The organism is Arthrobacter sp. T572 (genome assembly GCF_056780115.1).
On record NZ_JBRAZQ010000002.1, the window covers coordinates 1,246,132 to 1,259,460 of the forward strand.

The following is a 13,329-nucleotide window of genomic DNA, read 5'->3' on the forward strand; positions in this document are numbered from 1 at the left end:
ATTTTGCACCAACTTGAGAGCTGGCTCACATGGCAGTCTTGTGGAGGGGAAACCGAAACTACTCATGAAGGGACGTCAACGGTGACCGTGCCTGTCAACACCCAAAAACCACCCGCCACCCGAAGCGCGGGACTGGGCCTGGGCGCCCAGCTCCTGCGCCGCAAACCCCTCGGCCAAATGGTCGGCGAGGCCGGAAGCAGCGAAGGCGGCACGCCGCTGGTCCGCAGCTTCGGAGTCCTCCAACTGACCATGATCAGCGTCGGCGCCACCCTGGGCACCGGCATCCTGGTCATCCTGGGAGAGTCCGTGCCGCTGGCAGGCCCCGCAATCTGGATCTCGTTTGTGGTGGCCGGCATTGCAGCCCTTCTCTCCGCCGTGTCCTACGCGGAGATGGCCGGGCTGGTCCCCGTGGCCGGATCCAGCTACTCCTACTCCTACGCCACCATGGGAGAGGGCATGGCCTGGATCTGTGGCTGGTGCCTCGTACTGGAATACGCAGTGTCCGTGGCGGCGGTAGCCGTCGGGGCCGGGCAGTACGTCAATGAAACCCTTGCCGCCTTTGGGCAGGTCCTGCCCGATGCCCTGAGCCAGCCACCGGGCGACGGGGGAGTGGTCAACATTCCGGCCATGGTCATCGTGCTGCTGGCCATGGTCCTGCTGGTCCGGGGCGCCCGCGAAAGCGCGTGGATCAACACGGCAATCGTGGTCATCAAGGTCGGCATCCTGCTGTTCTTCTGTGCAGTAGCCTTCACCGCCTTCAACGCAGGCAACTTCGAGCCGCTCCTGCCCATGGGCGCAGCGGGCGTATCCGCAGCGGCGTCCAGCGTCTTCTTCTCCTACATCGGCTTCGACGCAGCATCCACCGCCGGTGAAGAAGCACGGAACCCCAAGCGCGACCTGCCCAGGGCCATCATGCTTTCCATGCTGATCGTGACCACCATCTACGTGCTGGTTGCCGTCGCAGCCATCGGTGCCCGGCCATGGGGCTGGTTCGACGGCACCGAAGCCGCCCTCGTCCAGATCCTGCATGAGATCACGGGACAGCCGTGGATTGCCCTGGTCTTCTCAGCCGGCGCCGTGCTTGCCATCGCCAGCATCGTGCTCACCGTGCTCTACGGCCAGACCCGCATCCTGTTGTCCATGTCCCGCGATGGCATGGTGCCCAAGGTCTTTGGCCGCGTCTCCCGCCGCACCGGCACCCCGGTGGCCGGAACGCTGCTGGTGGGAACCGCCGTCGCACTTGCCGCCGGGCTGGTGCCCCTGGGCGCGCTGGCCGACGCCACCAGCATTGGCACGCTGTTCGCATTCGCGCTCGTCAACGCGGCCGTCATCTATCTGCGGCGCAGCCGTCCGGACCTGGAACGGAACTTCAAGGTGCCGCTGTACCCCATCACACCCATCCTGGGCGCCGCCATGTGCGCTTACCTGATGGTCAACCTCGGTGCGGACACCTGGATCACCTTTGGGGTCTGGATGCTCGTGGGAGCCGCCATCTACTTCGGCTATGGACGCCGGAATTCCAAGGTAGCCGCACTGAGCGAGCAGGACTACCGTGAAATGACCACCAGGGCCACGAGCCCGGAACCTGTGAAAGCAGACAACGCATGACCATCGCCACCGAACTCCCCACTGACCCCTCAGCCGACAGCCCGGCGGAGGCTCCCATCACCATGCTGAACCCGGACTTTCCGTTCAGCTACGACCACTACCTGGCCCACCCGGACGGGCTGGGGTCCGTCCCCGCGGGGCGATACGGGACCGAAGTCGCCGTCATCGGCGCAGGGCTGTCCGGGCTAGTGACGGCCTACGAACTCATGAAGCTCGGCCTCAAGCCCGTCATTTACGAGGCCGACCAAATCGGCGGCCGGCTCAGGACAGCCAGCTTCCCCTCGGCCCCCGGCGTGGTTGCCGACCTCGGTGGCATGCGGTTCCCCGTCTCCGGCAAGGCCTTGTACCACTACATCGACCTCCTGGGACTGGAAACACAGGACTTCCCCAACCCGTTGGCGCCTGTCACCTCCAGCACGGTCATCGAACTGGCGGGCCGGAAGCACTACGCTGCCACGCCCGAGGACCTGCCGCCGTTCTTCCGCGAAGTAGCCGACGCTTGGAAAGACGCGATCAAGGACGGAGCGGCGTTCACGGAAATGCAGGAAGCCATCAAGGCCCGTGACACCAAGCGCATCAAGGAACTCTGGAATGAGCTCCTGCCCGAACTCGACGAGCAGACGTTCTATGGATTCATCGCCGCCAGCAAGTCCTTCAAGGATGCAGGCTTCGCGCACCGCGAGGCTTTTGGCCAGGTCGGCTTCGGCACCGGTGGCTGGGACACGGACTTCCCCAACTCCATCCTGGAGATCCTGCGCGTCGTCTACACCGACGCCGATGACCAGCACCGGCTGATCCGGGGAGGAGCGCAAAGGCTGCCCGAGGCACTCTGGAACCACGCGCCGTCGGACATCACGCACTGGCCGCAGGGCACCTCGCTGGCGTCGCTGCACTCAGGTTCGCCGCGCGGAGCCGTGGACAACATCCGCCGCGCAGACAACGGCGACCTGGTGGTCCGGGAAAGCTGGGGCCGCGAGGCGACCTATTCTGCGGTGGTGACCACCTGCCAGTCTTGGTTGCTGTCCACGCGCATCCCCACCGAAGAAGCACTGTTCCCAGCGGAGATGTGGACCGCGATCGAGCGCTCGCACTACATGCAGTCGTCCAAGACCTTCGTGATGGTGGACCGGCCGTTCTGGAAGGACATCGACCCGGAAACCGGCCGCGAGGTCCTTTCCATGACCCTCACCGACCGCCTCAACCGGGCCACCTACCTGCTGGACGACGGCCCGGACAAGCCCGCCGTCATCCTGCTGTCCTACACCTGGAACGACGATGCCCTGAAGTGGCTTTCGCTCAGCGCCGAGGAACGCGTGAAGCTCATGCTGCACTCGCTGGAGCAGATCTACCCGGGCGTGGACATTGCCAGCCACATCGTGGGGCAGCCGATCACGGTGTCCTGGGAAGCCGACCCCAACTTCATGGGTGCGTTCAAAGCCAACCTGCCCGGACACTACCGGTACCAGCAGCGGTTGTTCACCCACTTCAAGCAGGACAAGCTGCCGGAGAACCAGCGTGGCATCTTCCTGGCCGGGGACGACGTGTCCTTTACCGCCGGTTGGGCCGAGGGCGCTGTGACCACGGGCCTCAACGCTGTGTGGGGCGTAGTGAACCACCTGGGTGGATCCTCGGCCACCGGCAACCCCGGACCGGGTGAGCTGCTGGACAAGTTGGGTCCGATCCCCCTGGACTGATGCAACGAAAGCGGGGCCCGCTCTGCGCGAGCGGGCCCCGCATTCGTTCGTCAGGCGTGCATTTCCCGGTGGGCCGCAGCCAGTTCCTTGTAGTGGGCGGCGTTGCGCTTCACGCCGTCGAATTCCTCGTCGGTGAGCTCGCGGCGCACCTTCGCCGGGACGCCGGCCACCAGGGAGCGCGGGGGGATGACTGTGCCCTCAAGGACCACGGCGCCCGCCGCGATGAGGGAACCGCTTCCGATCACGGCGCCGTTGAGGATCGTGGCGCTCATGCCGATGAGGCAGTCGTCCTCCACGGTGCAGCCGTGCACCACGGCGCTGTGACCGACTGAGACGCGCTCGCCGACGGTGCAAGGGAATCCGGGGTCCGCGTGCAGGACCACGTTGTCCTGGAGGTTGGAACCTGCGCCTACCGTGATCGCCGCCGTGTCTGCACGGACCGAGACGCCATAGAACGCGCTGGAGTCCCGGGCCAACGTGGCCTTGCCGATGATCGACGCCGTGGGTGCCACGAAGGCGGTGCCATGGATGTCCGGGGTGTCCCCGGCAAAAGTGTATGAGGGAGCCATATGCCCCAGCATAAGTCACCCCGTGCACCCAACTGGGTCGCATTAGTGCGCGTTATGAGCCCTCAAAACGCGCACTAATGCGACCTAGTTGGGTGAGGGGGTGCGGAGGACCAGGAACTGGTAGTGCTGGGTCCAATGGCCTGCTCCGGGCCCGGACTCCACCCCCGTTCCTTCGGGCCAGGTCCGGAAGTGCTCCACCACACCATGGGCACCGAAGATCCGGTGCAGGGTGTCATCGCTCCGGCGGCTGAAGAACCGGCGGGGCTCGTCGAGGTCTTCCGGGTTCAGGACTTCGTCGTCGTCGCCGGACCACAGCCCGACGGCGATCGGCGCACCAGGTGCGGCGACCCGCACAAGTTGGCTGACGACGTCGTGAATCCTGCTGTTGGGCACGTGCAGGAGGGTGCTCATGCTCCACACGGCGTCGAAAACCCCGTCGGCAAAAGGCAGCCTCCGTCCGCTGGCCACAGAGCACTCAAGCCCGTGGGCCCGGGCCACCTGGATGCTTTCACCGGACAGGTCCACTCCGGTGTAGTGCAGCCCCGCCTGGACAAAGGCCAGGCCTTCAACACCGGTTCCGCAGCCGAGCTCAAACAGGGAGCGACGGTGCTCCTCCTTCAGCAGCCGCACGAACCACTGCCTGGCCTCCACCCGGTGTGGAGTCAAAGACCGGGTGTTTCGCACTGCGGCATGGCGGTCGTAGTAGAGAGCCAGGTCAGCTTCCGGATCAGGGATACCCTGCATACCCCCAGCGTAGGACCGGCGTCAGTTGAACACCACGGTCCGGGTGCCATCCAGGAGCACCCGGTGCTCGGCGTGCCACTGGACCGCCTGGGCCAGCGTCCGTCCTTCCACATCGCGGCCCATCTGGACGAACTGGGCGGCCGTGCGGGCGTGGTCCACGCGGATGACTTCCTGCTCGATGATCGGCCCCTCATCCAGGTCCGCAGTGACGTAGTGGGCGGTGGCGCCGATGAGCTTCACACCGCGTGCGTGGGCCTGGTGGTAGGGCTTGGCGCCCTTGAAGGAGGGCAGGAACGAGTGGTGGATGTTGATGGCCTTGCCGTTCAATTCCCGGCAGAGATCGTTGGACAGCACCTGCATGTAGCGGGCCAGGACCGTCAGTTCCACATCGTGCTCGGTGATCAGCTTCAGCAGCTCCGCTTCGGCCTGGGGCTTGGTGTCAGCGGTGACCGGAATGTGGTGGAAGGGGATGCCGTAGAACCTGGCCAGTTCCTCGAGGTCGCGGTGGTTGGACACGATCGCGGGGACCTCGATGGGCAGGGTGCCTGCGCGCTGGGCGAACAGGAGGTCGTTGAGGCAGTGTGCGTCCTTGGAGCACATGATGATGGTGCGGACCTTCCGGCCTACCGGATTGACCTGCCACGTCATGCCGAACGACCCGGCAACCGGAAGCAGCGCGGCCTCCAGCGCCTGCTGGGGGCCCGACGTCGTTGCCTCCACGCGCATGAAAAAGTTACCCGTGGTGGGGCTTCCGTACTGTTGGGAATCGGCGATGTTGCATCCTGCCTCCAGAAGGGCTCCGGCGACGGCATGCACGATGCCGGGGCGGTCAGGGCAGGAAAGGGTCACAACAAATGCGGAGTCAGTCACACGCCCAAGCCTACCCGCGCGGCGTTGTTGTACTGTTAACGGGTCGCAACTGGCGTTGGGTGGACTACCACCAGGGAGCGGCAATCACGAAGACCACGGATCGTACGCCTGGGCCGAGGGTCATGTTTTACCGAATGCATGCAGAGTGACCGATGCCTCTTGTCATCGAGAGGACGCGGGAATGCTGCTGCCGGTAGCCTGACCTGTAGCACCTCCCATTCCCTAGCCAGGAGATTTCCGTGTCTACCACCACCACTTCAGCGTCTGTCAGCAACCAGCCGCTCGCTGAGCTCGATCCTGAAATCGCAGCAGTCCTCGACCAGGAGCTTGGCCGCCAGCGCGGCACCCTGGAAATGATCGCGTCCGAGAACTTCGCACCCCGCGCTGTCATGGAAGCCCAGGGCTCCGTCCTGACCAACAAGTACGCCGAGGGTTACCCGGGCAAGCGCTACTACGGCGGTTGCGAATACGTCGATGTTGCCGAGCAGCTCGCCATCGACCGCGTCAAGGCCCTGTTTGGTGCCGAATACGCCAACGTCCAGCCGCACTCCGGTGCACAGGCCAACGCCGCCGCACTGTCTGCCATGATCACCCCTGGCGACAAGATCCTCGGTCTCTCCCTGGCACACGGCGGTCACCTGACCCACGGCATGAAGCTCAACTTCTCCGGCAAGTTGTACGAAGTCGCTGCCTACCAGGTGGAAGAAGACACCTTCCGCGTGGACATGGACAAGCTCCGCGAGCAGGCCATCAAGGAGAAGCCGCAGGTCATCATCGCCGGCTGGTCCGCCTACCCGCGCCACCTGGACTTCGCTGCCTTCCGCTCGATCGCTGACGAGGTCGGCGCACTCCTCTGGACCGACATGGCACACTTCGCAGGCCTCGTCGCAGCCGGCCTGCACCCGAGCCCGGTCCCGCACTCCGACGTCGTGACCTCCACCGTGCACAAGACCCTCGCCGGCCCGCGTTCCGGCGTGATCCTGGCCAAGGAACAGTACGGCAAGAAGATCAACTCCAACGTGTTCCCGGGCCAGCAGGGCGGCCCGCTCATGCACGTGATCGCAGCGAAGGCCGTGGCCTTCAAGATCGCCGGCAGCGAGGAATTCAAGGAGCGCCAGGAGCGCGTCCTCGAAGGCGCCAAGATCATCGCCGACCGCCTCAACCAGCCGGACGTGGCCGAGGCCGGCGTTTCCGTCCTCACCGGCGGCACGGATGTCCACCTGGTCCTCGTTGACCTGCGCAACTCGCAGCTGGACGGCCAGCAGGCCGAAGACCTCCTGCACTCCGTGGGCATCACCGTGAACCGCAACGCTGTTCCGTTCGACCCGCGCCCGCCGATGGTCACCTCGGGCCTCCGCATCGGTACGCCTGCCCTGGCTACCCGCGGATTCGGTGCTGCCGAGTTCACCGAGGTTGCCGAGATCATCGCCACCGCACTGAAGTCCGGTTCCGCTACGGATGTGGAAGCCCTCCAGGCCCGCGTCGACAAGCTCGCCGCCGACTTCCCGCTCTACCCGCAGCACGAGCAGTGGTGAACGCAGCACAGATCCTTGATGGCAAGGCAACCGCCGCGGCCATCAAGGCAGAACTGACCGAACGCGTTGCCGTCCTCGCCGGCAAGGGAATCGTTCCTGGCCTGGGCACCATCCTGGTGGGCTCGGATCCCGGAAGCACCTGGTACGTCGGCGGAAAGCACAAGGACTGCGCCGAGGTGGGCATCCAGTCCATCCGCCGCGACCTTCCCGAGGACATCACCCAGGACGAACTGCTCAAGGTGGTCCAGGAGCTCAACGGGAACCCGGAGTGCACCGGATACATCGTCCAGCTTCCGCTGCCCAAGCACATCGACCAGGACGCCATCCTGGAGGCCATGGATCCGGACAAGGACGCCGACGGCCTGCACCCCATGAACCTTGGCCGCCTGGTGGCCAACGTGAACGGTGAGATGAAGTCCCCGCTGCCCTGCACCCCCAAGGGCTGCGTGGAGTTGATGCGCCGCCACGGCATCGAGCTCAAGGGCAAGCGTGTCCTGGTGGTCGGCCGCGGCGTCACCATCGGGCGGCCCATCGGCCTCCTGCTGACCCGCAAGGAAGTCAACGCAACCGTGGTCCTGGCACACACCGGAACGGTGGATCTTCCCGCCGAACTCCGGCAGGCCGACGTCGTAATTGCTGCTGCAGGCGTCCCGCACATGATCAAGGCTGAAGACCTCAAGCCGGGTGCAATCGTGCTCGACGTCGGCGTCAGCCGTGTGGACGACGGCAACGGCAAGGCAGTGGTCACCGGAGACGTGGACCCGGCTGCGGCGGACGTCGCCGCCTGGCTGTCCCCGAACCCGGGCGGCGTTGGGCCGATGACCCGCGCCATGCTGCTGGCCAACGTCGTGGAGTCCGCCGAGCGCCAGGCCGGTATCGCCTAGACACAACGCCGTTTCAACTGACTGGCAGCAGAGGTTGTTTTGAGCCCTCAGAACAACCACTGCTGCCGGTCAGTTGGGCAATTATCTGCAAGAGCCCTTTCACATATCGGTGGGCGCGATTAGTCTGCTGAGGGTGCACAATGAAGCAACCAGCCCGGCAACGTCGCCAACACCCTCCGGAACGTCGCAGTCCAACGACGGCATGAACCCATCCACCGTCATCAGCGCGCGCAACCTCACCAAGGCCTACGGCGACCTCACGGCCGTGGACAACATCTCCTTCGATGTTCCGGCAGGGGAGTCCTTCGGGTTGCTCGGGCCCAACGGTGCCGGCAAGTCCACCACCATGAAGATGATCGGCGGCGTCTCGCAAAGGACGTCCGGAACGTTGAACATCATGGGCCTGGACCCGGAAACCCATGGCCCCGAAGTCCGTGCGCACCTGGGCGTCGTGCCGCAACAGGACAACCTCGACGAAGAACTGAAGGTCCGGGAAAACCTGATCGTCTACGGGCGTTATTTCGGTCTTCCCCTGAGCTACCTGCGCCCGAAAGCGGACGAACTCCTGGAATTCGCACAGCTCACGGACAAAGCCAAATCCAAGGTGGACGCCCTGTCCGGCGGGATGAAGCGCCGCCTGACCATTGCGCGATCCCTCATCAACGAACCCCGGATCCTCCTGCTGGATGAACCCACCACCGGCCTGGACCCGCAGGCCCGGCACATCCTCTGGGACCGGCTGTTCCGGCTCAAGGAAAGCGGTGTCACGCTGATCCTCACCACCCACTACATGGATGAGGCCGAACAACTCTGCGACCGGCTGATCGTGGTGGACAAGGGCCGGATCATGGCAGAAGGTTCGCCGGCCGGCCTGATCCGCGAGCACTCGTCGCGCGAAGTACTTGAGCTCAGGTTCGGGTCGGACAGGAACGGGACCATCGCCGTCGAGCTTCAAGGCATCGGTGAGCGGCTGGAGACGCTGCCGGACCGTGTCCTCATCTACACGCAGGACGGCGAATCGGCCCTGGAACAGGTGACGGCCCGCGGACTTCGCCCGTTGACCTCGCTGGTGCGCCGGTCCTCGCTGGAGGACGTGTTCCTCCGGCTGACGGGCAGGAGCCTCGTTGACTGAGCAGCTGCCGGGCAGTAAAACCACGACGGCGGGACCTCCGCAGAGGGCGCACCCACCTGCCGTCTCGGCAGCCAGGGCGCGGCGGTGGGGCTCCTTCTTCTACGCCGAGCAGGTCCTGCGGGTGATGCGGAACTACGGCTGGTCCGTGGTGCTGTACAGCGTGGGGCAGCCGGTGGCCTACCTTTTCGCCATGGGGGTGGGGCTGGCCAGCCTGGTCGACGCCAACAGTGAGTCCCTCTTTGGCGGAGTGAGCTATCTGGAGTTCGTGGCCCCCGCCTTGCTGGTGTCCGCGGCAGTGATGACGGCCTCGGGTGAGTTTTCCTACCCGATCATGGACGGCTTCAAGTGGCGCCGGGTGTTCTACGGTCCCCATGCATCGCCGCTGGTCCCGCAGCAGATCGCGAGCGGCCACATCATGGCCAGCACCCTCAGGTTCCTTCTGCAATCGGTGGTGTACTTTGCCGTGGTGGCGATGTTCAGGGCATCTCCCGGCCCCTGGGGCTGGGTGTCCGCGATTGTTGCCACCGTGGCCGCATTGTCCTTCGGCCTGCCACTGATGGCATATGCCGCCAGCATCACGCAGGACAAGGGACAGTTCGCCCTGGTGCAACGGTTCATCGTGATGCCGCTGTTCCTCTTCTCGGGGACGTTCTTTCCGCTGGACACCCTGCCGCTTGCCGTCCGGTGGATCGGCTGGTTGTCGCCGGTGTGGCATGGCACGGAACTGGGCCGCGTCTTCACGTACGGGATGGAGGGGAACCCGCTGCTGACCATCGTCCATTTGGTGTATCTCGTGGCCACCGCCGCTGGAGGCTGGCTCCTGGTGCGGCGCCAATTCGTCAGGAGGATGGGCTCATGAGCACCCTGACCGGTGGGCACAGCGCCACTGATGCGGCACGGGAGCGGAAGTTCGGGTCGCTGTACTCGCGCAATGCCCGCGCGGTGGTGGGCCGGGGGCTTATGGCTGCGAGGTCCAGCACGTGGCTGGTGATGGTCTCCGGGTTCTTTGAGCCCGTCCTGTTCCTGCTGGCCATGGGGGTGGGCATGGGGTCGATCGTCGGAACCGTGCAGGGCCCGGGAGGCGGGGAAATCAGCTATGCCGCGTACATCGCGCCCGCATTGCTGGCTGTCTCGGCCATGAACGGCGCCATCTACGATTCCACGTGGAACGTGTTCTTCAAGATGAACTTCGCCAAGCTGTACCAGGGCATGCTGTACACCTCGCTGGGGCCTTTGGATGTGGCCATGGGGGAGATTTTCCTGGCCCTGCTCCGCGGACTCCTGTACGCCACGGGCTTCACCGCGGTGATGGGTGTCATGGGACTGCTGACCTCATGGTGGGCCATCCTCGTGATTCCGGCGTCGGTGCTGATCGCATTCGGCTTTGCGAGTTTCGGCATGGGGATCACCAGCTTCATGAAGACGTTCCAGCAAATGGACTGGATCAACTTCTTCCTGCTTCCCATGTTCCTGTTCAGCGCCACGTTCTACCCGCTCAGCGTCTATCCGCAGCCCATCCAATGGTTCATCCAGGCGATGCCGCTCTGGCATGGGGTGGAGTTGCTGCGCCAGATCAGTGTGGGCTCGTTCAGCGGGGCCACGGCCATCCACGTGGGCTACTACCTGGTGATGATCACCCTGGGCATCATGCTGACCACCGGCAGGCTGCGGCAACTCTTCCTGAAGTGATGCCGGGTACCCGATGTTCGCCGTCCGTGGAAGCGTCAGGGGCACGGCCGGGCGTTTGAGACAATAAACCCATGCAATCTCTCGGTGACCCGCACCCGTCCACGTCCGCTTCCGCCAAGGGTCCGTTCAAGGGCTTCCGCATCGGCGGCCTGGGGATGACCGTTGTCATCATTGCCTTCCTGGTGGCTGTTATTTTCGCGGCCAACCAGAACGATGTCGTGGGGTGGGTCGTGGCAGTCGTGGCCTTCGGCTGGCTTGCCTTGGCCACGTTCGTCGTGCTGAGCATCCGCAAGGCCGCGCAGCGGGCCGGGGCAAAGCTGAGCGAAGCGCAAGCTGCCTTCAACTCCGCAGCCGGCCGCGCGCCGTCGTCGAACGTTGCCGACCACGGCGGAACCCGCGTCGTTGCCGAGCGCAGCCAGGCCGACGAGGTTCGGGACCTCAAACTGGACCACTCCTTCAAGATCGTCCAGGTGCAGGTACGCGTGGTGGAGGAAGAGCGTGCCAAGGGCGCTGCAGCCAACCAGGACACCATCAACCGGGCGCTGGAAACCATCGCCATCACGTCCACCAATGCCCGCGACATGATCAAGTCTTCCGGAGGCTCCGACGAGCCGGTGGCCGGAACCATCATCGACTAGAGTAGAGCGGGTGAGTACGGCATTGAAGAAGGATTTCCTTCGCATCGCATCAGTCAACGTCAACGGCCTGAGGGCTGCCTACAAAAAGGGCATGGCGGAGTGGCTCGAGCCGCGCGAAGTCGACATCCTTTGCCTGCAGGAAGTCCGTGCTCCTGATGCAATCGTGAACTCGCTGATCGGCGAGGGCTGGTACATCCTCCACGCCGAGGCGGAGGCCAAGGGCCGTGCGGGGGTGGCCATCGCATCCCGCCAGGAGCCCACGGCAACCCGGGTGGGCAACGGGGACGCCTACTTCGATACGTCCGGCCGCTGGGTCGAGGCGGATTTCCTGGTGCACAACTCCGCTGGAGAAGCTACGACGCTCACTGCCGTCAGCGCGTATGTCCACTCAGGTGAAGCAGGCACGCCCAAGCAGGATGACAAGTACCGTTTCCTGGATGCCATGACCACACGCCTGCCTGAGCTGGCCAAGCACAGCGACCACGCCCTGGTGGTGGGCGACCTCAACGTGGGGCACACGGAGCTGGACATCAAGAACTGGAAGGGCAACGTCAAGCGTGCCGGCTTCCTGCCTGAGGAGCGTGCGTACTTCGACCGCTTCTTCGGCGACGAGATTGGATGGAGGGATGTCCACAGGGGCCTGGCAGGTAATGTCGCCGGCCCCTACACCTGGTGGTCCCAGCGCGGAAAAGCCTTTGACACCGACACTGGCTGGCGCATCGACTACCACCTGGCCACCCCGGCACTCGCCGCCGCCGCTTTCTCGGCCGTGGTTGACCGGGCGCCTTCGTGGGACACCCGCTTCTCTGACCACGCACCGGTGGTCGTTGACTACCGGCTCTAAGCTTGACGAAAGTACCTACCTCCATGACTACTGCTGAAACAGACGCTGCCGTACTGCCCGCCGTCTCCACCTTGCCCGCAGCCGGTGCCAAGCACCGCGTGCTCTCCGGGATGCAGCCGTCCGCCGACTCCCTGCACCTGGGCAACTACCTCGGGGCACTGGTCAACTGGGTCCGTATGCAGGACGAGTACGACGCCGTTTTCTTCATCCCGGACCTGCACGCCATCACGGTGCCGCAGGACCCCGCTGAGCTGGCCCGCCGCACCCGCGTCACCGCAGCCCAGTACATTGCCGGTGGCGTTGACGTGGAGAAGTGCACGCTGTTTGTCCAGTCGCAGGTTCCGGAGCACGCCCAACTGGCCTGGGTGCTCAACTGCATCACGGGCATGGGTGAGGCCGGCCGCATGACCCAGTTCAAGGACAAGGCGCAGAAGCAGGGCTCGGACCACGCCAGCGTTGGGCTGTTCACGTACCCGATCCTTCAGGCCGCAGATATCCTGCTGTACCAGCCGCACGGCGTCCCGGTGGGTGAAGACCAGCGCCAGCATGTGGAACTGAGCAGGGACCTTGCCAACCGCTTCAACAGCCGGTTCGGCCAGACGTTCCAGGTGCCGGAGGCCTTCATCCAGAAGGAATCCGCCAAGATCTACGATCTCCAGAACCCCACGGCCAAGATGTCCAAGTCCGCCGAGTCGCCGGCCGGTCTCATCAACCTGCTCGATGACCCCAAGACCGTGGCCAAGAGGATCAAGTCCGCTGTGACGGACACTGAGACCGAGATCCGCTACGACCGCGAGAACAAGCCCGGCGTCTCCAATCTGCTCACCATCTACTCGGCCATCAGCGGAAGTCCGGTGGAGAAGATCGTGGCGGACTACCAGGGCAAGATGTACGGGCACCTGAAGGTTGACCTGGCAGAGCTCGTATCCGGACACCTGGCACCCATCCGGGAGCGGGCCAACGAGCTCCTGGCAGATCCGGCAGAGCTCGACCGGCTCCTGGCCCACGGGGCGGACAAAGCCCGTGACATCGCCTCGGCCACCTTGGCCGACGTGTACTCCAAGGTCGGTTTCCTGCCGTACCGCGGAACCGCAAGCCCCAGCGAGCAGGGAGTCCGCTAAG

The 13,329-nt window shown here is 64.8% G+C and carries 13 protein-coding genes and 1 riboswitch; of the genes, 10 read left to right on the top strand and 3 right to left on the bottom strand.

The features are described 5' to 3' along the window. The first annotated feature begins 81 nt into the window (after positions 1-81). Together ACUYMZ_RS06975 and ACUYMZ_RS06980 are read left to right on the top strand one after the other, a co-directional pair. On the top strand, positions 82-1,608 hold the full coding sequence (locus tag ACUYMZ_RS06975) for an amino acid permease (protein WP_442423946.1): 1,527 nt from the start codon (positions 82-84) through the stop codon (positions 1,606-1,608). Then, positions 1,605-3,302 carry a flavin monoamine oxidase family protein gene (locus tag ACUYMZ_RS06980; protein ID WP_481602569.1) on the top strand — a complete coding sequence of 566 codons (1,698 nt, stop codon included), beginning with the start codon at positions 1,605-1,607 and terminating at the stop codon, positions 3,300-3,302. The genes ACUYMZ_RS06975 and ACUYMZ_RS06980 overlap by 4 nt, the downstream gene beginning before the upstream one ends. A 50-nt stretch (positions 3,303-3,352) precedes the next feature. Here ACUYMZ_RS06980 and ACUYMZ_RS06985 read toward each other — a convergent pair whose 3' ends face one another. The 3 genes from ACUYMZ_RS06985 to purU form a co-directional block, all read right to left on the bottom strand. Next, positions 3,353-3,871, bottom strand: coding sequence for a gamma carbonic anhydrase family protein (locus tag ACUYMZ_RS06985; protein ID WP_481602570.1), 519 nt, complete (start codon positions 3,869-3,871; stop codon positions 3,353-3,355). An 84-nt stretch (positions 3,872-3,955) separates the two neighbouring features. Further along, positions 3,956-4,615, bottom strand: coding sequence for a class I SAM-dependent methyltransferase (locus ACUYMZ_RS06990; RefSeq protein ID WP_481602571.1), 660 nt, complete (start codon positions 4,613-4,615; stop codon positions 3,956-3,958). Between the two features lie 21 nt (positions 4,616-4,636). Further along, the gene (purU, locus tag ACUYMZ_RS06995) at positions 4,637-5,485 is read right to left on the bottom strand and encodes a formyltetrahydrofolate deformylase (protein ID WP_442423942.1); all 849 of its coding nucleotides are present in this window, start codon (positions 5,483-5,485) and stop codon (positions 4,637-4,639) included. A gap of 35 nt (positions 5,486-5,520) precedes the next feature. Further along, a riboswitch (ZMP/ZTP riboswitch) is annotated at positions 5,521-5,606 on the top strand. Positions 5,607-5,724: 118 nt separating this feature from the next. Here purU and glyA point away from each other — a divergent pair. The 8 genes from glyA (at position 5,725) to trpS (ending at position 13,328) form a co-directional block, all read left to right on the top strand. Beyond that, positions 5,725-7,020: a serine hydroxymethyltransferase gene (gene glyA / locus ACUYMZ_RS07000; protein ID WP_442423941.1), complete on the top strand. Its 1,296-nt coding sequence runs from the start codon at positions 5,725-5,727 to the stop codon at positions 7,018-7,020. Next, a complete protein-coding gene (locus ACUYMZ_RS07005) occupies positions 7,014-7,904 on the top strand; it encodes a bifunctional methylenetetrahydrofolate dehydrogenase/methenyltetrahydrofolate cyclohydrolase (protein WP_426006430.1) in 891 nt (296 codons plus the stop codon). The genes glyA and ACUYMZ_RS07005 overlap by 7 nt, the downstream gene beginning before the upstream one ends. Positions 7,905-8,106: 202 nt before the next feature. Continuing rightward, entirely contained in the window at positions 8,107-9,036 is a 930-nt protein-coding gene (locus ACUYMZ_RS07010; RefSeq protein ID WP_481605830.1) for an ABC transporter ATP-binding protein, read from the top strand. Continuing rightward, on the top strand, positions 9,029-9,895 hold the full coding sequence (locus ACUYMZ_RS07015; RefSeq protein ID WP_481602572.1) for an ABC transporter permease: 867 nt from the start codon (positions 9,029-9,031) through the stop codon (positions 9,893-9,895). The genes ACUYMZ_RS07010 and ACUYMZ_RS07015 overlap by 8 nt, the downstream gene beginning before the upstream one ends. After that, entirely contained in the window at positions 9,892-10,725 is an 834-nt protein-coding gene (locus ACUYMZ_RS07020; RefSeq protein ID WP_481602573.1) for an ABC transporter permease, read from the top strand. The genes ACUYMZ_RS07015 and ACUYMZ_RS07020 overlap by 4 nt, the downstream gene beginning before the upstream one ends. A gap of 71 nt (positions 10,726-10,796) precedes the next feature. Continuing rightward, complete coding sequence (locus ACUYMZ_RS07025) at positions 10,797-11,363, top strand: hypothetical protein (protein WP_426006433.1); 567 nt, start codon at positions 10,797-10,799, stop codon at positions 11,361-11,363. Positions 11,364-11,373: 10 nt separating this feature from the next. Further along, the gene (locus ACUYMZ_RS07030; protein ID WP_426006434.1) at positions 11,374-12,207 is read left to right on the top strand and encodes an exodeoxyribonuclease III; all 834 of its coding nucleotides are present in this window, start codon (positions 11,374-11,376) and stop codon (positions 12,205-12,207) included. Between the two features lie 23 nt (positions 12,208-12,230). Then, entirely contained in the window at positions 12,231-13,328 is a 1,098-nt protein-coding gene (gene trpS / locus ACUYMZ_RS07035) for a tryptophan--tRNA ligase (protein WP_426006435.1), read from the top strand. Position 13,329: the final 1 nt, after the last annotated feature.

Coding starts and splice junctions, on each gene's coding strand:
- ACUYMZ_RS06980 (WP_481602569.1), top strand. CDS start 1,605: ATGACCATCGCCACCGAACTCCCCACTGACCCCTCAGCCGACAGCCCG.
- ACUYMZ_RS06985 (WP_481602570.1), bottom strand. CDS start 3,871: ATGGCTCCCTCATACACTTTTGCCGGGGACACCCCGGACATCCATGGC.
- ACUYMZ_RS06990 (WP_481602571.1), bottom strand. CDS start 4,615: ATGCAGGGTATCCCTGATCCGGAAGCTGACCTGGCTCTCTACTACGAC.
- ACUYMZ_RS07010 (WP_481605830.1), top strand. CDS start 8,107: ATGAACCCATCCACCGTCATCAGCGCGCGCAACCTCACCAAGGCCTAC.
- ACUYMZ_RS07020 (WP_481602573.1), top strand. CDS start 9,892: ATGAGCACCCTGACCGGTGGGCACAGCGCCACTGATGCGGCACGGGAG.
- ACUYMZ_RS07025 (WP_426006433.1), top strand. CDS start 10,797: ATGCAATCTCTCGGTGACCCGCACCCGTCCACGTCCGCTTCCGCCAAG.
- trpS (WP_426006435.1), top strand. CDS start 12,231: ATGACTACTGCTGAAACAGACGCTGCCGTACTGCCCGCCGTCTCCACC.